The 22,206-nt window shown below is 53.0% G+C and carries 19 protein-coding genes and 1 riboswitch; of the genes, 7 read left to right on the top strand and 12 right to left on the bottom strand.

Features of this window, described 5'->3' with window-relative positions:
- Positions 1-137 precede the first annotated feature (137 nt).
- A complete protein-coding gene (gene yegS / locus AWR26_RS08850; protein WP_064565064.1) occupies positions 138-1,037 on the top strand; it encodes a lipid kinase YegS in 900 nt (299 codons plus the stop codon).
- 112 nt (positions 1,038-1,149) lie between these two features.
- Here yegS and fbaB read toward each other — a convergent pair whose 3' ends face one another.
- The 3 genes from fbaB to thiM form a co-directional block, all read right to left on the bottom strand.
- Positions 1,150-2,202, bottom strand: coding sequence for a class I fructose-bisphosphate aldolase (fbaB, locus tag AWR26_RS08845; protein ID WP_064565062.1), 1,053 nt, complete (start codon positions 2,200-2,202; stop codon positions 1,150-1,152).
- 150 nt (positions 2,203-2,352) lie between these two features.
- A complete protein-coding gene (gene thiD / locus AWR26_RS08840) occupies positions 2,353-3,153 on the bottom strand; it encodes a bifunctional hydroxymethylpyrimidine kinase/phosphomethylpyrimidine kinase (protein WP_064565060.1) in 801 nt (266 codons plus the stop codon).
- Positions 3,150-3,938: a hydroxyethylthiazole kinase gene (gene thiM, locus AWR26_RS08835; RefSeq protein ID WP_064565058.1), complete on the bottom strand. Its 789-nt coding sequence runs from the start codon at positions 3,936-3,938 to the stop codon at positions 3,150-3,152. The genes thiD and thiM overlap by 4 nt, the downstream gene beginning before the upstream one ends.
- Positions 3,939-3,975: 37 nt before the next feature.
- A riboswitch (TPP riboswitch) is annotated at positions 3,976-4,072 on the bottom strand.
- A gap of 314 nt (positions 4,073-4,386) precedes the next feature.
- Between thiM and AWR26_RS08830 the strand changes: the two genes are divergently transcribed.
- Complete coding sequence (locus AWR26_RS08830; protein ID WP_227122731.1) at positions 4,387-4,725, top strand: polymorphic toxin type 44 domain-containing protein; 339 nt, start codon at positions 4,387-4,389, stop codon at positions 4,723-4,725.
- Complete coding sequence (locus tag AWR26_RS08825; RefSeq protein WP_064565054.1) at positions 4,703-5,086, top strand: hypothetical protein; 384 nt, start codon at positions 4,703-4,705, stop codon at positions 5,084-5,086. The genes AWR26_RS08830 and AWR26_RS08825 overlap by 23 nt, the downstream gene beginning before the upstream one ends.
- 604 nt (positions 5,087-5,690) lie before the next feature.
- Here the strand turns inward: AWR26_RS08825 and AWR26_RS08820 are convergent.
- Both AWR26_RS08820 and AWR26_RS08815 read right to left on the bottom strand, forming a co-directional pair.
- Complete coding sequence (locus tag AWR26_RS08820; protein WP_064565052.1) at positions 5,691-6,362, bottom strand: hypothetical protein; 672 nt, start codon at positions 6,360-6,362, stop codon at positions 5,691-5,693.
- A 326-nt stretch (positions 6,363-6,688) separates the two neighbouring features.
- Positions 6,689-8,227 (bottom strand): methyl-accepting chemotaxis protein, encoded by a 1,539-nt coding sequence (locus tag AWR26_RS08815; protein WP_064565051.1) that lies wholly within the window; start codon positions 8,225-8,227, stop codon positions 6,689-6,691.
- A 571-nt stretch (positions 8,228-8,798) separates the two neighbouring features.
- On the opposite strand from AWR26_RS08815, the gene AWR26_RS08810 reads away from it, so the two are divergent.
- Positions 8,799-9,782 (top strand): radical SAM/SPASM domain-containing protein, encoded by a 984-nt coding sequence (locus tag AWR26_RS08810; protein ID WP_064565049.1) that lies wholly within the window; start codon positions 8,799-8,801, stop codon positions 9,780-9,782.
- Positions 9,783-9,816: 34 nt separating this feature from the next.
- Positions 9,817-10,650, top strand: coding sequence for a class I SAM-dependent methyltransferase (locus AWR26_RS08805; protein ID WP_227122728.1), 834 nt, complete (start codon positions 9,817-9,819; stop codon positions 10,648-10,650).
- A gap of 52 nt (positions 10,651-10,702) precedes the next feature.
- Here the strand turns inward: AWR26_RS08805 and AWR26_RS08800 are convergent, their stop codons facing one another.
- Positions 10,703-11,776 carry a LacI family DNA-binding transcriptional regulator gene (locus AWR26_RS08800; RefSeq protein ID WP_064565047.1) on the bottom strand — a complete coding sequence of 358 codons (1,074 nt, stop codon included), beginning with the start codon at positions 11,774-11,776 and terminating at the stop codon, positions 10,703-10,705.
- A gap of 268 nt (positions 11,777-12,044) precedes the next feature.
- On the opposite strand from AWR26_RS08800, the gene AWR26_RS08795 reads away from it, so the two are divergent.
- Complete coding sequence (locus AWR26_RS08795) at positions 12,045-13,310, top strand: maltoporin (RefSeq protein WP_064565045.1); 1,266 nt, start codon at positions 12,045-12,047, stop codon at positions 13,308-13,310.
- Between the two features lie 234 nt (positions 13,311-13,544).
- Here the strand turns inward: AWR26_RS08795 and AWR26_RS08790 are convergent, their stop codons facing one another.
- The 6 genes from AWR26_RS08790 to AWR26_RS08765 form a co-directional block, all read right to left on the bottom strand.
- The gene (locus AWR26_RS08790; protein WP_064565043.1) at positions 13,545-13,865 is read right to left on the bottom strand and encodes a glucose PTS transporter subunit EIIB; all 321 of its coding nucleotides are present in this window, start codon (positions 13,863-13,865) and stop codon (positions 13,545-13,547) included.
- A 66-nt stretch (positions 13,866-13,931) separates the two neighbouring features.
- Entirely contained in the window at positions 13,932-15,989 is a 2,058-nt protein-coding gene (locus AWR26_RS08785; RefSeq protein ID WP_064565041.1) for a beta-galactosidase, read from the bottom strand.
- Between the two features lie 31 nt (positions 15,990-16,020).
- Positions 16,021-17,220, bottom strand: coding sequence for a glycoside hydrolase family 53 protein (locus AWR26_RS08780; RefSeq protein ID WP_064565039.1), 1,200 nt, complete (start codon positions 17,218-17,220; stop codon positions 16,021-16,023).
- A gap of 4 nt (positions 17,221-17,224) precedes the next feature.
- Positions 17,225-18,076, bottom strand: coding sequence for a sugar ABC transporter permease (locus AWR26_RS08775; protein WP_064565037.1), 852 nt, complete (start codon positions 18,074-18,076; stop codon positions 17,225-17,227).
- A 10-nt stretch (positions 18,077-18,086) separates the two neighbouring features.
- Positions 18,087-19,391: a carbohydrate ABC transporter permease gene (locus AWR26_RS08770; protein ID WP_064565036.1), complete on the bottom strand. Its 1,305-nt coding sequence runs from the start codon at positions 19,389-19,391 to the stop codon at positions 18,087-18,089.
- 56 nt (positions 19,392-19,447) lie between these two features.
- Positions 19,448-20,683 carry an extracellular solute-binding protein gene (locus AWR26_RS08765; protein ID WP_064565034.1) on the bottom strand — a complete coding sequence of 412 codons (1,236 nt, stop codon included), beginning with the start codon at positions 20,681-20,683 and terminating at the stop codon, positions 19,448-19,450.
- 353 nt (positions 20,684-21,036) lie between these two features.
- Here AWR26_RS08765 and AWR26_RS08760 point away from each other — a divergent pair, with 353 nt between their 5' ends.
- Complete coding sequence (locus tag AWR26_RS08760; RefSeq protein ID WP_064565032.1) at positions 21,037-22,146, top strand: ABC transporter ATP-binding protein; 1,110 nt, start codon at positions 21,037-21,039, stop codon at positions 22,144-22,146.
- Positions 22,147-22,206 lie beyond the last annotated feature (60 nt).

Here is a 22,206-nt window from a genome sequence, read left to right as displayed (position 1 = left end):
TACCAGGAACCACCTCCTTAGCCTGCGTAATCTCCCTTACGCAGGCTGATTTTTTTTAACGCTTTTTTCCGCTTTTTATCCCCCCTTCCCGCTCGTGAGATACACTTTCCTCATTGCATGCAATAAGGACGAAAAATATGGGCAAAATTCCTGGAAGCTTATTGATCCTCAACGGTAAAAGCGCCGGAGACGAAACGCTGCGCGCCGCCATAGCGCTGCTGCGTGACGAAGGCATGGATATTCAGGTGCGCGTCACCTGGGAAAAGGGCGATGCCGGGCGCTACGTTAAGGAAGCACAGCAGCTTGGCGTGGATACGGTGATCGCAGGCGGCGGCGACGGCACCATCAATGAAGTGGCGACAGCGCTGGTGAACTGTACGGGCGATAACATTCCGGCGCTCGGTATTTTGCCGCTCGGCACCGCCAATGATTTCGCCACCAGCGCGGGCATCCCCGATACGCTGGAGAAAGCGTTACAGCTGGCTATCGTGGGTAAAGCAGTGGCTGTCGATATCGCCCGCGTCAACGATAAAACCTGTTTTATTAATATGGCAACCGGTGGTTTTGGTACCCGCATCACCACGGAAACGCCGGAAAAACTAAAGGCCGCGCTGGGCGGGGTTTCTTATCTGATTCACGGGCTACTGCGGCTGGATAAGCTAAAGGCCGACCGCTGCGAAATTCGCGGTGAGGATTTCCAGTGGCAGGGCGATGCGCTGGTGATGGGCATTGGTAACGGTCGCCAGGCAGGCGGCGGCCAGCAGCTTTGCCCGCAGGCGCTGATTAACGATGGCTTACTGCATCTGCGTATTTTTACCGGCGAGGAGCTGTTACCGGCGCTGTTAACCACCCTGACGCAGCCGGACGATAACCCGCATATTATTGACGGTAAATCGGCGTGGTTCGAAGTCAGCGCCCCGCATGAAATTACCTTTAACCTCGACGGCGAACCGCTAAGCGGCGAGCATTTCCGCATTGAAGTGTTGCCCAATGCGTTGCAATGCCGGTTACCGCCGGATTGCCCGTTATTGCGCTGACCCACTTAAAAATACCTTTCCCTGCCATCTGCAGCGGAAGGGTTTAATCGAAATAATTGACTGATTCACAGAAAATCTCCTCCCCGAAATGGAGAGGAGATAGCGGGAAAAGTTATGCGATGGTCACTTTCTGATCGAGATAAACATCCTGCACGGCGTTAATCAGTTTCACGCCGTCGGCCATGGTTTTCTTGAACGCTTTACGACCAAGGATCAGCCCCATGCCACCTGCGCGTTTATTGATAACCGCCGTACGGACCGCATCGGCCAGATCGGTATCACCCCCGGCAGCACCGCCGGAGTTGATCAGCCCCGCACGCCCCATATAGCAGTTCGCCAGTTGGTAACGCACCAGATCGATCGGGTTATCACTGGTCAGTTTGCTGTAGACACGTTCATCGGTATAACCAAAATTGACCGCCTTATAGCCGCCATTATTTTCCGCCATTTTCTGCTTCACGATGTCCGCGCCGATAGTGGCGGCAATGTGGTTCGCCTGGCCGGTCAAATCTGCTGAAACATGGTAATCCACGCCATCTTTCTTGAAGGCAGAGTTGCGCAGGTAGGCCCACAGCACAGTCACCAGCCCCAGTTCATGAGCGCGTTCGAAGGCGGCAGAGATCTCTTCAATCTGGCGACGGGATTCCAGCGATCCAAAATAGATGGTTGCGCCAACGGCTACTGCACCCATATTGAATGCCTGCTCAACGCTGGCATACAGCGTCTGGTCATACTCCGTCGGGTAGCTGAGAGTTTCGTTGTGGTTGAGTTTGACGAGGAAGGGAATGCGGTGCGCGTAGCGGCGGGAAACCGAAGCCAGCACGCCATAGGTGGAGGCGACGCAGTTACACCCGGCTTCAATCGCCAGCTCCACAATATTCTTCGGATCGAAATAGAGCGGATTCGCTGCAAAGGATGCGCCCGCCGAGTGCTCAATCCCCTGGTCAACCGGCAAAATAGACAGATACCCGGTGCCCGCCAGCCGCCCGTGATTATACAGCGTCTGCATATTACGCAGCACCGCAGGCGGACGGTTGTTATCGACCATCACGCGATCCACATAATCGCCGCCCGGCAGATAGAGTTGGTCAGCGGGGATGGTAATACAGCGGTGTTGCAGAAGGCTGTCGGCGTCTTTGCCGAGTAACTGCACAATATCAGTCATAGCTATGCTCCCGTAAGCTTCGCGCAAAGCGAATTGGATTATCCCGACCTGCCTTACGGCAGGCAGAAATAAGCCTGGTACTCATGCGCAAGATTTTCCACCGCTGCCTTTTTTTTCAGCATAATCTGCTGGCACGTTTCGGATCCTGGTTTACCACCACTGATGGAAATGGTGTACCGGCCCGTTTCCGCTACCGACTTCCAGCGAATCCGCCTGCGCCAGCGCGGCCGTCAGCCACTGTTTGGCTTCCGCAACCGTCGAGGCCCAGTCGTTATGACGCGGGCGCAGCGCGGCTAGCGCGGCGGAGAGCGTGCAGCCTGTGCCGTGGGTATTTTTCGTCGCCACGCGCGGCGCAGTAAAGCGTAGCGCGCCTTCACGAGTGAAGAGCCAGTCCGGACTTTCGGCGTCATCCAGATGTCCGCCTTTCATCAGCACCGCCTCGCAGCCGAGCGCCAGCAGCGCTTCGCCCTGCGCATGCATCTCCTGCTCGTTGCGGGCATGTGGCGCGTCAAGCAGCGCCGCAGCCTCCGGCAGATTGGGCGTAATAAGTGAAACCTGCGGCAGTAAATGCTGACGCAGCGCCGACACAGCAGAGGGCGACAGCAGCGGGTCGCCGCTCTTGGCGAGCATTACCGTATCCAGCACCACATTGCGCACCTGATAGCGACGCAGGCGCTCCGCTACCGCTTCGACAATATCGGTTTCCGCCAGCATGCCAATTTTGCTGGTATCAATACGCACATCGCTGAGCACCGAGTCGAGCTGCGCGGCGACAAAATCCGGTTCGATACGGTACACCGACTGCACGCCGCGCGTGTTTTGCGCCACCAGCGCGGTGATCACCGAGCAGCCGTAAGCACCGAGCGCCGAGAAGGTTTTTAAATCGGCCTGAATTCCCGCGCCGCCGCTGGGATCGGTACCGGCGATGGTCAACGCGTTGATTCTCTTCATAACGCGCCCTCCCCACCAAGTGTGTAGAGCGCGTCGAGAAATGCGGGTGTAAAACTGCCCGGCCCGTTACTGTTCGCGACCGCCAGGCTGCCCGCCAGACCGAACCAGGCGCAGGCGGCGGCCACATTCACCAGGCGTTCGCCTTGCAGCGCACAACTGGCGGCGACCACGGCGGATAACGCGCAACCGGTGCCGACAACCCGCGTCATCAGTGCATCACCGCCCGGGACCATCAGCGTGCGATGACCATCAGTGACATAGTCCACTTCGCCGGTAACGGCCACCACCGCGCCGGTTTTCCGCGCCAGCGCTTGCGCTGCGGGCAACGCATTGCTGGCGGTATCGGTGGTATCGACGCCACGCCCACCTGCGCTCACTCCCGCAAGTGCCAGAATTTCAGAGGCATTGCCACGGATCGCCGCCGGATGCAGGGCAAGCAGTTGCTGACAAAATTGCGTACGGAAGGTGAGTGCCCCGACGGCAACGGGATCGAGCGTCCAGGGTTTAGCTGCCGCATTTGCGCTTTCGGCAGCCGCCAGCATCGCGTCAGCCCGCTCGCGGGTTAAGGTACCAACGTTAATCAACAGCGCATCAGCAATCGCGCTGAATTGCTGCGCCTCGTCGCGATCAATCACCATGGCCGGTGACGCGCCAAGCGCCAGCAGCACATTGGCGGTAAAGGTTTGTACAACATCGTTGGTCATACAGTGAACAAGCGGGGAATGGCGGCGGAATTGCTGTAAGGCATGTGCGGTTTGCGCACGATCGAGCAGGTCAGGTTGCATAATTTCGCTCCTGCCAGGCCGTGAAAGAAGCGATAGCCCGACAGGCATCTGACTTCCCTACGCTGGCATTATCCAGATCAGGTAATACGGGTATTTCTCAGCCTTCACAAAGAAGGGCACCCCGAGTCATTTAAAACAAATTCAACTACTTGCGATTAATGCTCTCATTAATCCCTGTTCAGAATCATGCCAGCGGGAAGACAAAGACACAACCCCTGTAAAAATGGAATCTGTCTCTCATCGCGAGCCATACAGACACATTGATTGTTATGACCCCTAAAATCACCGGTATCTTTCTCTACGCCGTAAAGAACGTTTTTTTACTGCTTGCTTATCAATCAGTTGCCGCCCCATAATTCCCATAGCATTCAAAGGGAAAAGGAGAAGGAAGATGGCATCACCGCCAGGCATCGGCCCTATAAGTGGACGGCAGATCCTACAAAACAATATGAGAGAAGCACGCAGTCACGGCTACGGACGTAATGCCGCCCTGCCGCAAACTTATTTATGGTTTTACCAGAAGGTGCGCGGCCACGGCCCCTGGGATTACAAGCAATTTAACCCCTATTGGGCGACATTCGGTAACTTCAACTTCGGCGCGGCAGGCACCGCAGCCGGTATACCGGCCAACATCCTGCTGATGGGTGCAGGCTGGGCGCAGTCACGCGCGGGAACGTCTAAACCGGACTGGGGAAGCTGGTCAGACGATGCTCCATACGGCGATGACCCTGACGACCAGCGAGCGATCCGCGAGGGCATCGAATATGCGCGCCAGAACGGTTATTAATGCGGCCCATTGGCTGTTAACTGTGTTGCTGGCCATCTTCGCCTGGCTGAGTTATCAGCCAGATCCGCGAGCAGGCGACACGCTGCAGAGCGTGCGCCAGGTCGCCCCGGGCACATGGCTTTACACCACGCAGAACAGCGAAGGCGGAGCCACCGTTCCGACCGTATACCGGTATTACCTACGCAACGCCGATGGAGCTAGCGTGCAGCAGCTTTACGGCGACTTTCCATTCCTGACTGGCAGCGGCACCCTGGCGGCGATCGCCGTTGACGGTGACACGGTTCGGGTCGATTACAGCGGCAAGGTATACAGTATCGAACAGCATACAGGCCGCTACTTTTTAACGTACAGCCTACGGTAAATTTAAGCGCGCCAGATCTGGCCCCGGACCTAAAAGGCGGGGCTTTTTCCATTTTTGAAAATTATTCGGGTACACAACGGCGGAAAACCCCGTCGTTACTGATGTGGGTATCTTACAGATCGGGTAATACAGGTATTGCTCAGCCTTTACAAGGAAGGGTACCCCGAATCATTTGAATCTAATTCAACTTTTCCGTCGTCTCAGGAGTCCAACTCTGTTCTGCTAACCTGCTCGGCCCCAGCCAGGGAGAGTGGTCTCTCTCAGTATGTACCGAACCGTAGTTGATAAAAAATATGAGCAGGAAAAGAATACGGTTATGTGGTCAGTGTCAATACAACACCCGAAACGGATTTTTATAGATATATCCTGATGTTTCCGGCTATCAATCATGTTGATTAAAGATGAATCAATTAAATTTTTTAATTATTTACTCTGCTAAGGAAATAGGTGCTGTATAACACCCAACGGGTTGATCCTGTTTTTATTTACTATTGTAAAAAGCCCGAAACTCTCGAGTGAACCCCATTTTCTGGATAGTTCACTCGGCGGGCTTATACTTTATTTATACACTGGTATTACTTTAGGTAACAAGCAACCATGCTCTTTAATTAATTTGCGAATTTTTGAATATTTTCTTTTCATTATATTCAAGAATGCTTCTTTTCGTTAAATGATAAAAAGTCGACAAAATAAACCCCATCATTAACGATAACACGATGAATATACCTTTTTTATATTTCTTACTGACGTCACCTTTACTGATAAAGATAAAATCCTTTTCCTTCGAATAGTCGAGCTTTGTAATAAAGGCTATTTTTGTATAGAGTTCAGTACCATTCATCTCATTGTTTTTATTATCATCAATTATTCTTTTATACGCTTGATAATCCTGGATATACCAGTCGCTGATTTTTTGATTTATCACTTTAATTGTAGCATCAGCAATCGGTTTTTCTGAAAGTTTACCTCTCCAGGTGAGATTAATTACTTTTGTTCTTTCATCTGACTGAATGGTAAATATGTCACTATTTTCTTTGATAATGGATTCAATGAAATTCGATTTGCAATCAAAATCAGTATTACAATTAATAATCATACTGGGAGCATCACTGTTTATTTTTACCTCATAGTTTATATCGACTTTATCTTTTTCTACCAACAAAAAAATAATTGCTAAAATCAGCGCTACCGCCATTGAGAAAATGATGCTTTTACTTTTCTTTTTTATAAAGAAAAGCAACTCCAGTAAATCTATCTCTGTCGTTTCATTTTTCATGTTTAAATCACCACATTAATCAACAAGTATGTTAAACAAACAAAAGCAACTGCTAAAAAACCGAAAAAAAGTCTGGCAGTAGTCGTATATTTCATTTCATTTTGTTATGTAATTGGGGAAAGGATAGTTTACTGTGTATTAAATTGTAGGAAAACTCCTAATTTTCATTGTTTCGCACTTTTTTCACGAAGCCTGCTTGTTGTCGCATCCAGACCCCTTTCAAACGCCTCGCGTCGCTGGAACTGGAGCGTAACATCATCTTTTTAAAAGAGAACGCCACCATAAAAAAGAGAGGCAGGCCGAAGCCTGCCTGGCACCGTTTGACATCAGTTAAGTTTGAAGACAGCCACAGCCTGTTTAAGGAGTTGCGACTGCTCTTTCAGCGAATGTGCCGCAGCCGAGGCTTCCTCAACAAGTGCAGCGTTCTGCTGGGTAACGGAATCCATTTGCGCGACAGCAATATTGATCTGCTCAATACCGCGACTTTGCTCATTGGTGGAGAGATCTATTTCCGACATCAGTTCAGACACCTGTTTAACGGAAGCGATAATGCGCTTCATGCTTTCGCCTGCGCGCTCCACTCTTTCACTGCCAAGCTGAACCTGATTACCGGACTGCTCAATCAACTCCTTAATCTCCTTCGCAGCAACCGACGAGCGCTGCGCCAGATTGCGGACTTCGCTGGCGACAACGGCAAAACCGCGTCCCTGCTCTCCAGCGCGGGCTGCCTCAACGGCCGCGTTAAGCGCCAGGATATTAGTCTGGAAAGCAATATCTTCAATCAGGCCGATAATGGTGTCGATTTTGCCGGAACTGCTTTCGATTTCCTTCATTGAAAGCACTGCTTCTTCAACGATGGTGTTGCCCTCTTGCGCAGAGTTGCGCATGTTGCTGGCAAGCTGGTTAGCCTGGTGCGTGTTTTCTGAGGTGTGTTTCACCGTGGAAGTCAGCTGTTCCATGCTGGCGGCCGTTTCACCAAGGGAAGCGGCCTGCGACTCCGTTCGTGCTGAGAGATCCATATTTCCGGCGGCAATCTCTTCGGCAGCATGAGCCACGCTTTCGCTTGAATGACGAACCTGCGCAATGATATCCACCAGAGAAAGGCGCATCTGCTCCAGCGAGCTGAGCAGCGTCCCGATTTCGTCTTTCGAGCGCGATATCACCGGGCTATGCAGTTCTCCGGCAGCCATCTGCTGACAGTGAAGCCGCGCAGCGTCAAGAGGAGAAAGGACGCGACGCCGTATCAGGACAAACATGGCGATGATAATCAGCGTAAACAGCAGCGCGAAGACAACGATAGTGACCACACTGTTGGTAAAGCGGCTCTGCGCGTCATTGTTAAGGCGCTGCGCGTTTTTCTCGCGAAACGCCAGCAAATTATCCAGCGTGATTTCGAACTGACGATCGAGTACCGGGATCGTATCGCTGACCAGTTGATTAAAGCGCGCGCTGTCATTACGGTTCGCGGCATCCATCAACGGTTTCAGACCATCATTGACATAAATATGCCAGGCATTGTTATAGGGAGTGGAAAACTGCTCTTCACCGGCAATATGTGAAGCGGCCTGGTAGGCGTCAAAAGCGGCAGACGCTTTCTGCATCACTTCTTGCGCTTTCTCAAGCGATGCCCGGGCTTTCTCGCTGTCGCCAAGGCTGGCGTTAATCATCGCTTCCATCAGCCTGACCCGCAATGTACGGCTGTGGTTGATCGGATCGATCACGGATAACACCACGCGAATTTCTTTGTTCACACTGTCCAGTGACTGGTTGCTGCGCGTAAGTGACCAAAGGTTAGAGATAGAACTAATGAGGAAGATGCAGAGTAAAAGACTGAAAATAAGAAAAGAAAACCGTCGTAATGACATATTTGTACCCTTAATAAGATAACGACACAACGATCGGCCCCACAAATAGCGGTGCGGCCTGCGACAATTATCGGCACAAGAGCGTGAATATTTAGGTTAAGGCTAAGAAGATAATTGCGAACAACACTGATACAAAATTATTGTCGTGAGCAAGGAGAAGAGATCTCTGATGTAACGCTTTGCTGGCATTCAAAAAAGCGGCCTCACGCCACCTCATCTCAACCCGAAGCCCGCCAGTTCCATTCCTGACGTCCCGGCTTTGACGGGTGACGATCCCTTGTCGCCTAAGCGCAGAAAAGGCTTATGAACACACGTTTGTTACGCCCTTAGCCTCGGCTGCCCCAACGCTAAACTGCCTGCAGCCTAATACAAGCGAGTCACGCCCGCGTGTCCCCCTAAAGGAAATTAATTATCAGGCGGCGGACTCAGGTTTTCAGCCTGCTGGCCGATATCATTACACGGCGTCTGGTAGCTCATCGGCATGATGCCGCAATAGATTCAAGAATATCAATGCATTAAAAAACTCAAAGCACGGGTTCTACCAACATGCGGTTGCGGCAGGAGAATGTACATGAATTATTTTGAGCAGATCAGCTTTGCGTCAGATGAGAGCATCAAGAACCTGCTGGACAGCCGACGCAGCGCGACGCTGACCGCGGAGCAAAAACAGATCATGTTTAAGCGTCACGTGGAAATCATTAACCTGGAGCTGTCGTATAACTGCAACCGTAAGTGCGATTACTGCCCGGTGAGTTTCTCTAACCGCCAGGCGCTTCAGCGTTATATGGATGAAGCCGTGCTGGAGAAGATCTGCGCTGAACTGGCATCGATCCGCTACGAAAATCGCATCTCGCTGAACCTTTATAACGAACCGCTGCTGGATTTAGATCTGGAGCGCAAAATCACCCTCATCAAAGAGGCGCTGCCCTATAGCCATATCGCCTTTAACAGCAACGGCGATTTTCTCGATATCGAGCGTCTGAGTACGCTCTCTGACAGCGGGTTAAATAATATCTGCGTCACGCTGCATCCCTCTTCTAATGTGACACAAACCCCTGCAGCGATCCGCCGCCGGGTAACCAAGCTGCTGGATAAGCTGGAGTGCAGCGATAAGTACCCGGATTTCAGCATCGACGATGTGGTCAACTCGACGTCGATTTTATTCCGCCATCGCGGCGTGCAAATCAAGATCCAGTGGCCGGACTGGCGCAAATATGGCACCAACCGCGCGGGCGTGCTAGCCGATCATGCCGCGTCGGCAACCATTCGCACCAGCCCCTGCGTCAAACCGTTTCGCGAATTCACCATCTTTTACGATGGTACAGTGCAGCCGTGCTGTGAGAGCTTTTTAGATGACAAGACCAACCTCGCACCGGCGGGCAACGTGGCGACATCATCCATTTTTGATATTTACGCGTCAAAAACCCTCAGCGGTTTTCGCCGCGGGCTGTTTGATTTCGGGCTGAAGCAAGGCATTTGCGCCTCCTGCGCGGTTGCGGATTACACGCCCCAGCAAGACGACGCCGAGCGTAAACGTATTTTGCAGTCATTGTGAATAAGCGCCTAACCGCACTCAGGTGATAATGAAAATGAACAACGTAGAACAATTTATTTTAGCGGAAGCAGATTACTTCCATCCGATGCTGGAACGCGCGCAGCAGTCCACGCTGGAGCAGAGAGAAAGCTGGCGTCGCGAAACCATTCGTGAGCGTCAGGAACGTATGTCATTAGAAGTCTTCGATCTGTTGCAGGGTACTGTGAAATATGGCCCGTTCAAAGGATTACATCTCGATCGCGACACCTGGTGGGGAAAACTCGATCTCGGCTCCCAGTGCCTGGGGCTGTACGAAAAAGAGATCCTGAATCTGATTGAGGCGACAGAAGCTGGCCGCTTCTCAACCTTTATCGACATTGGTGCTGCGGATGGCTACTACGCCATCGGTATGCTGGTTTCCGGCAAAATTGGCAAGACCATCTGCTTTGAGCAAACGGAAAAAGGCCGCGCCGTCATTGCGGAAAACTGGAAAAAGAACCACTCGGTCGGCGAGCTGACCATCCTCGGCGAAGCTAATGCCGCCAGTTTTGCCAGCCTGCGCGCGCAGGATCTGGAGAACGCGCTGGTGCTGGTTGACATCGAAGGCTTCGAGTTTGAGCTACTGACCGATGAGGTATTAAACCTGCTGAAGTCCTGCACGGTGATCATTGAAATTCACCACTGGATGGACGATTTCCTTGCCAAATACAATGCCTTTCTGCGCAACGCCGCGCACTATTTCGACATTGAAACCGTGCAACGCGTTGAACGCGAAACCAGTAACCTGCCTGAACTGCGCGACTTTACCGATGACAACCGCCTGCTGCTCACCTCTGAACGCCGCCCTGGCATGATGCGTTTTCTGAAACTGACGCCAAAAGCGCAGTAATCGCTATAAACCGAAGCGCTACCGGCACAATGCCGATGGCGCTTCGTATCGCTTACTTCCACAACTTATGCGCAATAGCCTGCAACTGCTGGGAGATCTCCTGCAAATTGGTCCCCTGCTCCTGCAACGCGCCGGTTGAATGGCGCACGATAAGTTTTGCAGGCAGCACCGACGAGCTGCGCGCCGCATCGCTGTGACCGCTGTCAAGCAGACGGCGCACCGCTTCTTTACCCTGCAAATCGAGATCCAGTGAAACGGTGGTCAGCGACGGATAGAAGAACGAACTTTCATAAGTGCCGTCGTAACCCACCACCGATTTCTCGCCGGGAATGGCAATCTGATGCTGATGGAAGGCGCTCAATACGCCCAGCGCCATCTGATCGTTACCGACCAGCACGGCGGTGAAATTCGGTGTTTCACGCAGCATCTGTAACGCGCCTGCGTAACCACTCTGCGCATCCCAGTTACCATGAAATACCGTTACTGGTTTCAGCCCATAGCCGCTGAGCGTATCGATCCAGCTTTTCAGCCGCAGATTCGCCGACACTGACGATTCCGGCCCGGCCAGTAGCGCAATCTCACGGTGGCCCAGCTCATACAGATGCTTAACGCTGGCGCGGGTGCCGTCCGCCGGGTTAAACGAAACGTTAAACACGGAACTGTAAGGATCGACATCGAGAAACAAGCAGACAACGTCATCGTTGTCAGAGGCGATACGCTGGGCCTCTTCGGTTTCCAGCGGCACGTTGATGATCACTTTATCGACCAGTTGCGACTTCAGTTCATTGATGGCGGACTGGATATCTTGATTGACGTTCTCATCGATCATCGAAATCAAGACCTGGTAGCCATCAAGGTTGGCGTAGCGTTTCACCGCCGCCGCCACCTGCGAAGGGGCATGCAGCGCCAGCGAAGTGGTCACCAGGCCGATGGTCTGGCTCGGCTTTCCCACTAATTGCTGCGCCAGCCGGTTCGGTACGTAACGCAATAACTCTATGGATTTCTCCACTTTTAAACGCGTGGTTTCGGATACATTGGCAGATTTGTTGAGTACCCTGGACACGGTCTGGTAGGAGACACCCGCATGGCGGGCTACGTCTTCCAGCGTTGCACTTTTAGACTTCATGGTCCGGTTCCTTATGTTGTTATGCGCCAAGTGTAACAGGGGCTTCCTAAAAAAACGCTCACCACACATTCTCCCGCTTCAATTTCACCAAATAAGTATCACGCTCACAATAACCAACATTGTGAAGAAATTCGCTATTGGTAACAAAAAAGGCTGATTTATTTGCAGTTAATCACACATTCGCAATCGTTAGTTTGCCTGTTTTTACATTTAGGCATTTTATGACATCGTTTATGTGAACGTAATACAAAACAATAAGAGGAATGATATGAACACTACGCTACGCACTCTCACTCTTGCGTTAGCCGCGGCGCTGACTTCACCTTCACTGCTGGCTGCGACATCTGTACCGATCGACTTTCACGGCTACCTGCGCGGCGGCGTAGGCGTCTCCGGCGATGGCGGGCAGGTTGAGTGGCAAAAGAACAAGCTGGGACGCCTGGGTAACGAATCCGATACCTACGGCGAGCTGGAACTGGGCTCGGAAGTGTATAAAAAAGACGAGGTGAGTTTTTACCTCGACAGCATGGTGAGCATGGTTTCCGACGGCTCTAACGACAACGAAACCACCATCGGCGACGACGCGCAGTTCGGCCTGCGCCAGTTGAATCTGCAAATCAAAGGGCTTATTCCCAACGATCCCAACGCCGTAATCTGGGGCGGTAAACGCTATTACCAGCGCCACGATCTGCACATCATCGATACCAAATACTGGAACATCTCCGGTTCTGGCGCCGGGATTGAAAACTACACCTTCGGCCCAGGCGCGGTCTCGGTGGCCTGGATCCGTGGCGACGCCAACGATGTTGATTACCGCGTCGATAACGATAACGACGTCAACATCAACTATATCGACGTTCGCTATGCGGGCTGGAAGCCGTGGTCAGGTGCGTGGACAGAGTTCGGCATCGACTATGCGATGCCAAATCCGACCAAAAAACAGAAAGAGTACGGTGGATTATACGAAGCGGATGATGGCGTGATGGTGACCGGCGAAATCAGCCAGGATATGTTTGGCGGCTACAACAAACTGGTGCTGCAATACGCCAACAAAGGGCTGGCGCAGAACATGGTGTCGCAGGGCGGCGGCTGGTATGACATGTGGCACTATGTCAACGACGCCAACGGTTACCGCGTGATTAACACCGGCCTGATTCCGCTTACCGAGAAGTTCTCGCTGAACCATGTGTTGACCTACGGTTCTGCTAACGACATTACGGAATATACCGACAAAACCCGCCTGGTTTCACTGGTTGGCCGCGCACAGTATCAGCTCACCAATTACGTACGCCTGATTGGTGAAGTCGGTGGTTTCTACCAGAAAGATGACTATAAAAACGGCACCCACTACAAACAGAGCGGCGAAAAATACACCTTCGCTGTAGGTCTGGCGGATGGCCCGGAATTTATGTCACGGCCTGAATTACGCGTATTCGCTTCGTATTTAAATGATTCGGAAGATGGGAAATCATTTGAAGACGGCACCAAAAATAATACCTGGAACTTTGGCGTACAGGTGGAAGCCTGGTGGTAAATAAACTTTATCCTTCATCTTATATCTTTATTGGCTGCATCTGTTTACTCCGCTCAATAATTTGAGCAGGAACAGGTTTATTGCCACGATATAATGCGAATGATTTTGTATATTAATTTATTGCCCTCGTTATTTATCTCCGAGAACTGCCAGGCCATTGCCTGACAGAATTGATATTGCCATTGCTTTTCTGTTAGTTATTTCGGGATACCCTTGCAGGTATCCCTTTTTTATTTATGCGCGAGAAGAGAAATGTTCATCGAGTAATTTACGCAGCGCATCCGACTGTTTACCAAATATGGCATGCACCTGCTGACCGAGAATAATCACCCCCAACGCGCCTTCATTTTGCAGCGCCTGCGAATCCACAATCGACAGATCTTTCACCGTCACACGCAAACGGGTCAGACAGGCATCAACATTTTCAATGTTCTCCACACCGCCAAATGCCTGCGCCAGCCGCTGGATCAGTTGTAGCTCGGCATCGCTGATGGGCACTGCCGCGGTATTTTTCGGTTCAGAGAAGTAGTGCAGGAAGGATTTAAGACTCACCATCATCGGCTCCTGATTTTCGACAGATAAAAAAAAGCCTGCCCGAATGGGCAGGCACATTACGTCGGCTTATGCCTGGCGGCTAACAACGCGACAATCCCACGGCGTCAGCACCAGCGAGCCGCTGACGGTCGCGGCCGACAGACAATCCTGGTAACCTGGCGGCAGCGTAATCGTCTGTTGCTGGGCGCTGAAGTTCTGGATAAAGACAAACGTAGTTTCGCCGTCGGTACGCGCGGTAGCCACCACGCCCGGCGGGAAATCCTGCTCAACGGCGCGCGGCAGCGCCAGCTCACCAATAATGCTGGCGAAGAAATCGCGCTGGAAGGCCAGATCGTTGCGTGAAGCGACATGCCACGCCTTACCTTTGCCGAACTGATTGACCGTGACCGCCGGGCGTCCGGCGTAGAAATCATCCCGGTAAGTGGCCAGCGGTTTGGCGCTCTCGGCATGGATCAGTTCACACAAATGACGCGCCTGGTACGGCCCCTGTAACCCGGCCTCGTTACCCGCCAGCCCCTGCACCAGATTGCGTTCATTGTCGTCCAGGCAGTCGATCTCCTCCGCCCAGATACCCACCAGTTTGCGCAGCGGACCAGGGAAACCGCCGAGATAGCAGAGATCGCTTTCGTTTACCACGCCGGTCCAGTAGGAAGTGACCAGATGCCCGCCCGCCGCGACAAACGCTTCGGCGCGTTCGGCAAAGCCCTCGCGCACCATATAGAGCATGGGCGCGATCACCAGTTGATAACGGCTCAGATCCGCGTCGGCGTTAATGACATCCACCGCGATGCCCTTTTCCCAGAACGGGCGATAGTGCTCATTAACCGTTTTTTCGTACTCCATCCCCTTATTGCGCGGGCCTTCGGCATCATCCAGCGCCCAGCGGTTTTGCTGGTCGAAAATGATCGCCACGCGCGCATCAGTGCGACAGCCCATTACCGGCGTGAGTATTGCCAGCATCTCGCCCAGCGCGCACACTTCGCGCCCGACGCGGGTATCCAGGTGACCAACATGGTCGATCACCGCGCCGTGGAACTTCTCAACCGAGCCGCGACTTTTCCGCCACTGGAAGTACTGCACCGAATCCGCGCCGTGCGCCACCGCCTGTAAGGACGACAGAATATGCATCCCCGGCTTTTTCACTTTGCTGGTCGGCTGCCAGTTGGTGACGCTCGGTGTGGATTCCATCAGCACAAACGGCTTGCCGCCTTTCAGCGTGCGCATCATGTCGTGATACATCGCGGTATAGCAGGCGAGCTGCGTTTCGTCTTTGTCCCGGTGCCACATCGGATAGCTATCCCAGGAGATAAAGTCGAGCGCTGGCGCGAGCTGCCAGTAGTCGTAATCGTAGAAATACTCCATAAAGTTGGTGGTCACCGGAAGCTGCGCATTCACGGCTTTCAATGGCGCGATTTCGTGGCGGCAGAAATCGGCAACTTGCGCGGTATTAAAGCGCCGCCAGTCGAGATTCAGACCGTGGATCGACACTTCGCCCTGCGGCGACGGCGACTGAATTTGCGACCAGTCGCTGTAAGTGTGGCTCCAGAAATCACTCCACCAGGCGTGATTGAGGTTTTCCAACGTCTGATAGCGGGCTTGCAGCCAGTCGCGGAATTTTTGCTGGCACAAATCGCAGTGACATTCACCGCCGTACTCGTTGGAAATATGCCAGCCGAGTACCGCCGGATGCTGCGCATAGCGCTCAGCCAGCAGCGTATTGATTTTCAGTGTTTTTTCCCGGTAGATCGGCGATGTCATGCAGTGGTTATGCCGCCCGCCGTGCAGCGCCGGCACGCGATCGCGCCCGACGCGCAGCACTTGCGGGTATTTCTGCGACATCCAGGCGGGCCGCGCGCCGCTCGGCGTAGCGAGGAAAATATGAATTCCCGCCGCATATAATTTCTCAATCACCGAATCGAGCCAGGCGAAATTAAATTCACCTTCCCGCGGCTCCAGCTTCGACCAGCTAAATATCCCGACCGACATGACATTGCAATTTGCCTGTTTCATCATGGCAATATCGCTATCAATAATGCCGGGGTAATTCTCCCATTGCTCCGGATTATAGTCCGCGCCATGCAATAGCGAGACAACCTTCGGGCTTAAAGGCGCAAATTTATTCATATTAAACGTCCTGAAATTTACAACACCAGAATTAATTAAAGACTTTCACTGAGGGCAGCACTTTTCCCTGACAATCAAACAGCGCCTGATTTTCCCGCGCGTTGCCCTCTTTCCACTTATCGTTGATATAATTCATTCCCGCCTGTGTCGCCCAGGTATTTCCCGGTACGGCAATCCAGGTTGGCTCCCAATAAAAAATACCTTTACCGCGATGGCCCTGAACATTAATCACGGACTGCATTAAATCGTGAATATAGTCATATTGCCCCTGCACCGTGCCAGGGTAGCCGCCCGCTTTCTCTTCTTTCTCCTGGAAGCTGTTTTCCGCGTTATCGCAGTTAGCCAGCGTATAGCCGTAAGCCGCTTCCACCACAATCACATCTTTGTTGTAGCGCTTGCTGATGTCGTCCATATTGGCCTGCAACGCGCTTATCGGCCCGTTCCAGTAGGTATACATCGACAGGCCAATTACGTCGAACGGCACATTGCGTTTGGTGATTTCATCAAACCACCAGCGGAAGGTATCGTTTTTGGTGCCCTCCGCCAGGTGCAGCATGATCTTCACCTGTTCGCCGTTTTTCAGGTTCTCCTTCAGCCCGTCAATCGCTGAAGTGAGCAGCCCCGCAAGACGGTCAAACTCGCCGCCGCCCTGCCCCCAGCTTTTGCCTTCCGGCCACAGTATGCCGGAGTTAATTTCGTTGCCGATTTGCACCATATCCGGCAGCACGCCCTCCTGCTTAAAGCGGGCGATGGTGTCGCGGGTATAATCGTGGATTGCCGTTTTTAGCTGCGCATAATCCATTTTTTCCCAGGCTTTCGGTTTGAACTGTTTGCCGGGATCGGTCCAGAAATCGCTGTAGTGAAAATCGAGCAGCAGTTTCATGCCCTGCGCTTTCGCCCGTTTTGCCAGCGCCAGCGTGGTCGCCAGATCGTTATCGCCGCCGCCGTAAGCCTGGCCCTGCGCATCTTTCGGATCGACCCACAAACGCAGGCGCACATAGTTAACGCCGTTGGCTTTCAGGATGGCGAGCGCATCCTGTTGCTGATTTTTGTCGTTATAAAACTTCGCCCCGTGCTTTTCGGCATCCAACAGCGTGGAAATATCAGCCCCTTTAATAAAGTCGGACGGCATGCCGCTGAACGGGCGCGTCTTTAACGCGTCGGCGGCAAACGTGCTGGCGGACAAACTACAGAGACAAACAGCAAGCAGAGCGGGTGTAAATCTTTTCATGTGGTTATCCTTTGGTGCTGCCGGAGGTCAGGCCGGAGACGAAGTATTTTTGTAAGGCAAGGTAGAGAATGGCCACCGGCACGGCGATCAATACCGCGCCCGCCGCATAGGTGGTGTAACTGGCACCCATTTTTTGCGCTACCAGGTTGTAGAGGCCAATCGGCAGCGTGTATTTGTCCGGAGTGCGCAAAATGGTGCTGGAGAGGATGAAATCCCCCAGCGGCCCGGTGAAGGAGAACAACGCCACTACCGCCACAATCGGCTTCGACAGCGGCATGATAATCTCGATAAAGATGCGGAAGTTGCTGGCGCCGTCCATGCGCGCAGACTCATCCAGATCGCGCGGGATGGCATCGAGATAGCCTTTCATCAGGTAAGTGTTCATCGGGATCATTCCGGCCACGTAGATCAGCACCAGCGCCATATGGCTGTTGATCAAACCCAGCAGTTGCGACAGCACGAAGATGGCGATCAGCGCAGAAAACTGCGGGATCATCTGCAACAGCAAAAACAGCATCAGACCATTCTGCCGCCCCTTAAAACGAAAGCGCGAAAAAGCGTAGGCGGTAAAGCTGACGCTGATTAAGGTCAGTATCATCGTCAACAGGCTGATCTTCATTGAATTCCAGTACCAGGTGAGGTAGTTCACCTGGCCGTTAAACAGATCGGCATAGTGCTGGAATGAGAGGTTCTCCGGGATGATCGAGGTGCTGAGCAGGCTGTTACCGGCATTCAGCGACGCGCCGACCGTCCACACCAGCGGGTAGATAATGATCAGCGATACCAGCGCGATAACCAGCCAGGAGAGCGACAGGCGGATCCACTTCTCGCGGCGGATACTTTGTGATTTAGCCATTTTTCTTCCCTTATGCCATGTCATCGTTTTTAAAAGATTTGGTGGCGCGGAACTGCCACAACGCCAGGCCGACAACGAAAATCGACAGCAAAATGGTGATGGTCGCCGCAATCGCGTACTGCGAAGAGGACATCGTCAGTTTGTAGATCCACGACACCAGGATATCGGTGCCGCCTGCGTTCGCGCCCGCCACCGCCGGACCGCCGTTGTTAAACAGGTAGATAATGTTGAAGTTATTAAAATTGAAGGTGTACTGAGTGATGATGATCGGCGCAATTGAGTAGAGCACCAGCGGCAGCGTAATGGTGCGCAGCCGGGTCCAGGTGCTGGCGCCGTCCATTTTCGCCGCTTCGTACAGATCGTCAGGAATCGCCTGCAACACCCCGGTGGTCATGGCAAAGACAAACGGGAAGCCGAGCCAGGTTTGCATCATGATCAGCGCGGTTTTCGTCCAGAACGGATCGGTCAGCCACGCTTTTGACGCAATACCGAAGAAAGCCAGAATGGCGTTGTTAATCACGCCAAATGAGTCGTTAAACATTCCGGCAAAGACCAGAATGGTGACAAAGCCCGGTACCGCCCACGGCAGAATAAAAATGGTGCGTACCAGCGGCTTGAAGCGCAAATCTTTCTGGTTCACCAGGATCGCCAGCAGCACGCCAACGGTGCATTGCAAAGTGGTCGCCAGCAGCGTCCAGACCACCGTCCACTGCAACACATCGAGGAAGGTCGAACGCCAGATCGACAAGGTAAAGATATTGACGAAATTCTTTAATCCCACCCAGTCCACCAGTTTGGCGGGCGGCGTGTGATAGAGGTTGTAGTTGGTGAAAGCGATAGAGAAGCCGAACAGGATCGGGAAAATCACCACAAACACCAGCAGGATGAAGCCGGGCGTGATCATCAGGTAGGGAAAACCGTCGCTGAGCAGCAGTTGATACTGTTTGCGCACGCTGTTCAGCGGCTTACCTTCGTCGCGCTTTTTGCCGTTGATCCATGCATCGCGTAGCGACAGATACCAGACCACCAGACCAAAGGCGATGATCAGCAGGCTGATGATCCCTTCCGCCAGCAAAAAGATCGAGTTATCGCGCGGGACTTCTTCGCCAAGGGTATATAACCCCCAGATCCCCTCGCGCAAAAAATCATAAAAAATACCGGTAAAACTGCTCAGCAGGACAAGGAAGATAAGGCCTTTTAGCCACTGGCGATGATAAAACTGACCAAAGCCCGGCACAATGGCCAGCAGCAGCCCGCACCACGCATGACGCCCTGCTTGCGTTTTGGCAAAATTCTCGCTGGGACTGATAATCACGTACGACTCCTTTTCGGCAACGGGAGGTTGCCCTCCCGTTCTGCTACAACAAGCGGTTACTGGTTACTGGCCTGCATGGCTTCGACTTGCATATGGATCTGTTTGGTCGCGGCATCGAGCGCGGCCTGCGGTTCCTGCTTGCCAGTCAGGCTCAGTTCCAGCGCGGCATTTGCCGGTCCCCAGACTTCGCCCATCTCTGGAATGCCCGGCATCGCCGTTGCGCGCGCGGCCTGTACCGCCACTGCGCTGGCTTTTTCGTCATTTTTAATGACCGGATCGTCAATCATTGCTTTCTGCGCCGGGATCTCGCGGGTGGCGATATAGCGCGTTTTCACGTACTGCGGCTGGTTGATAAATTCGATAAATTGCTGCGCCAGTTGCTTGTCTTTACTCCAGGTGGAGACGACATACCCTTTCACGCCGAGGAAGGAGCTCATCGGTTTGCCGTCCGGCAGGTTTGGCAGCGGCACCACGCCGTAATTAATGCCAGCGGCTTCATAAGGCTGGAAAGCCCACGGGCCGTTAATCACCGCCGCGGCTTTTTTCTCGGTAAACAGTGAATCGATGGCATTCAGCCCGTTATCGCCGAGGATCCCCGACGGAAACACCCCTTCGCTGTAGAATTTTTTCAGGAAGGTGACCGCTTCAACCGCGCCCGGTTTATTCAGGCCGATATCCTGCGGGTTGTAGCCGCCTTTGTCGTTTTTGCCGAACAGGTAACCGCCCATTGGGCCGATGGCGCCCCAGCTGTAATAGACCTGGTCAAATTTCGCGAGCAGACCGTATTTGTTCTGCTCGCGCTGTTTTTTCGAGTACTCAAGCCACTCCGGCAGGCTTTGCAGCGGCTTGTCGAGCAGATCTTTGTTGTAAATCAGCACCAGCGTTTCTACCGCTTTCGGTACGCCATACAGAGTGTTATCCAGACGAAAAGCGTTGATAGAGGCCGGGGTAAAGGCGTCAACCTTTTCTTTGTCCAGATTCAGGGGGGTCAGCAACCCTTGCACAACCGCGCCGCCCAACTGATCATTGGGGATAACCAGCACATCCGGCCCGATGCCAGCCGGGCCATCAAGGCGTAATTTTTCCAGTTGCTGTGCGTAGGGCATCTCCTGCACGTTCACTTTAACGTCGTACTTTTGCTCAAAATCTTTGACGGCATCCTGGATACCGACGGACTTTTTGATGTCTTCCCAGACGTTAAGCTGCTTTGTCGCCGCGTGCGCCGACAGGCTAATAAGCTGGCCGGCCGCCAGTGCAGAGAGGATCAGTGCGGTAAGTGTTCTCTTTTTCATTATCACCCTCATGTCAAGGTATAACATTTTAGTGGTTTTTATGGTGCAACATCCGATGAGACAGCTTAGAAATCACCTGATATTACTGGGCTTAAAACGCATTCACGCGCCTTATCGAATTTGTTATACGCTACGCTTGAGTAATGAATAAAACGAGAATTAACTGTCAGTTGTGTGACAGATGCAACAGAAATGGAAATTCGATATAGGGCGCGAAATCACTGGAAGTTATAGTCTGAGCATGAATTTTCGCGGTTGAGCAGCCCTGTCGCCTGATTGTTATACGTAAAACAAAAACATCCGACAACGCGCTTATCGCAGCACATAACGGCTACTAATTTCGGGGAACGTTGATGTCCAATATACGACTGAGGAATGTCACCAAGCGGTTTGGCGACACGGTGACGCTGAACAATGTGAATCTGTCGATTGAAGACGGCGAGTTTGCCGTATTTGTCGGCCCCTCCGGCTGCGGGAAATCGACCATGCTGCGCATGATTGCGGGACTGGAAGAGGTCAGCGAAGGGGAAGTATTGATTGGCGACGAGGTGATGAACGATGTCGCGCCCGCGCATCGCGGCGTCTCGATGGTGTTCCAGTCTTATGCGCTCTATCCGCATATGACCGTGGCGGAAAATATGGGCTACGGCCTGAAAGTGAACAAAGTGCCGAAGGAGGAGATCCGCCGCCAGGTGGAGATGGTCGCCAAAACTTTACAGCTCGGCCATCTGCTGGACAGAAAGCCGAAACAGCTCTCCGGCGGTCAGCGCCAGCGCGTGGCGATTGGTCGCGCGATTGTGCGTAACCCGCGCGTGTTTATGTTTGATGAACCGCTCTCCAACCTTGATGCCGAACTGCGCGTTGAGATGCGCTTGCATATCGCCCGTCTGCACCAGGAACTGAAAACGACCATGGTGTATGTCACGCATGACCAGGTGGAAGCGATGACGCTGGCCGATAAAATCGTGGTGATGAATTACGGCAACGTCGAGCAGATGGGCTCGCCGATGGAGCTCTATTACAACCCGAAAAACAAGTTTGTCGCCGGATTTATCGGCTCACCGAAGATGAACTTCCTGCCGGCGACGGTGAAAGCGTGGCAGCCCGGCGAGCTTACCGTCACCCTTGCGCAGGGGCATCCGTTAACGCTGGCGATCACGACTTCGCGCCTTGAGCCGGGGGCGACGGTGACGCTGGGGATCCGCCCGGAGCATCTCTCCACCGATGTCACACGCGGTACGCAGTTGGAGTTTCAGTGCGAAGTGGTAGAGCGGCTCGGCAACAATACCTATCTTTTTGGTCAGTGCTACGGCCACGACAACATCAAAATCCTGCTGCCCGGCGATGTGCACTTCCGCCCGTGGCAGAAAATCACCCTCGTCTTCGACAGCCCGCACTGCATGATTTTCGATGACCAGGATCTGCGCGTCAGCGCCGATATTCCGGTGCCGAACGTCGATTAAGGTATATCGCCGGATAGCGGCTAACGCCTTATCCGGCCAACGGGATCTCATCACCGGCAA

The organism is Kosakonia oryzae, assembly GCF_001658025.2.
In the GTDB taxonomy this organism is placed as follows: Bacteria; Pseudomonadota; Gammaproteobacteria; order Enterobacterales; family Enterobacteriaceae; genus Kosakonia; species Kosakonia oryzae.
This window is presented reverse-complemented; position numbering and strand designations above follow the sequence as displayed.

What these genes read in the sequence shown, in the direction of transcription:
- AWR26_RS08780 (WP_064565039.1), bottom strand. Translation starts at nt 17,220, where the DNA reads ATGAAAAGATTTACACCCGCTCTGCTTGCTGTTTGTCTCTGTAGTTTG.
- AWR26_RS08775 (WP_064565037.1), bottom strand. Translation starts at nt 18,076, where the DNA reads ATGGCTAAATCACAAAGTATCCGCCGCGAGAAGTGGATCCGCCTGTCG.
- AWR26_RS08795 (WP_064565045.1), top strand. Translation starts at nt 12,045, where the DNA reads ATGAACACTACGCTACGCACTCTCACTCTTGCGTTAGCCGCGGCGCTG.
- thiM (WP_064565058.1), bottom strand. Translation starts at nt 3,938, where the DNA reads ATGCAACCTGACCTGCTCGATCGTGCGCAAACCGCACATGCCTTACAG.
- AWR26_RS08815 (WP_064565051.1), bottom strand. Translation starts at nt 8,227, where the DNA reads ATGTCATTACGACGGTTTTCTTTTCTTATTTTCAGTCTTTTACTCTGC.
- AWR26_RS08820 (WP_064565052.1), bottom strand. Translation starts at nt 6,362, where the DNA reads ATGAAAAATGAAACGACAGAGATAGATTTACTGGAGTTGCTTTTCTTT.
- AWR26_RS08765 (WP_064565034.1), bottom strand. Translation starts at nt 20,683, where the DNA reads ATGAAAAAGAGAACACTTACCGCACTGATCCTCTCTGCACTGGCGGCC.
- AWR26_RS08830 (WP_227122731.1), top strand. Translation starts at nt 4,387, where the DNA reads ATGAGAGAAGCACGCAGTCACGGCTACGGACGTAATGCCGCCCTGCCG.
- AWR26_RS08800 (WP_064565047.1), bottom strand. Translation starts at nt 11,776, where the DNA reads ATGAAGTCTAAAAGTGCAACGCTGGAAGACGTAGCCCGCCATGCGGGT.
- yegS (WP_064565064.1), top strand. Translation starts at nt 138, where the DNA reads ATGGGCAAAATTCCTGGAAGCTTATTGATCCTCAACGGTAAAAGCGCC.
- AWR26_RS08790 (WP_064565043.1), bottom strand. Translation starts at nt 13,865, where the DNA reads ATGGTGAGTCTTAAATCCTTCCTGCACTACTTCTCTGAACCGAAAAAT.
- AWR26_RS08810 (WP_064565049.1), top strand. Translation starts at nt 8,799, where the DNA reads ATGAATTATTTTGAGCAGATCAGCTTTGCGTCAGATGAGAGCATCAAG.
- fbaB (WP_064565062.1), bottom strand. Translation starts at nt 2,202, where the DNA reads ATGACTGATATTGTGCAGTTACTCGGCAAAGACGCCGACAGCCTTCTG.
- AWR26_RS08805 (WP_227122728.1), top strand. Translation starts at nt 9,817, where the DNA reads ATGAACAACGTAGAACAATTTATTTTAGCGGAAGCAGATTACTTCCAT.
- AWR26_RS08760 (WP_064565032.1), top strand. Translation starts at nt 21,037, where the DNA reads ATGTCCAATATACGACTGAGGAATGTCACCAAGCGGTTTGGCGACACG.
- AWR26_RS08785 (WP_064565041.1), bottom strand. Translation starts at nt 15,989, where the DNA reads ATGAATAAATTTGCGCCTTTAAGCCCGAAGGTTGTCTCGCTATTGCAT.
- AWR26_RS08825 (WP_064565054.1), top strand. Translation starts at nt 4,703, where the DNA reads ATGCGCGCCAGAACGGTTATTAATGCGGCCCATTGGCTGTTAACTGTG.
- thiD (WP_064565060.1), bottom strand. Translation starts at nt 3,153, where the DNA reads ATGAAGAGAATCAACGCGTTGACCATCGCCGGTACCGATCCCAGCGGC.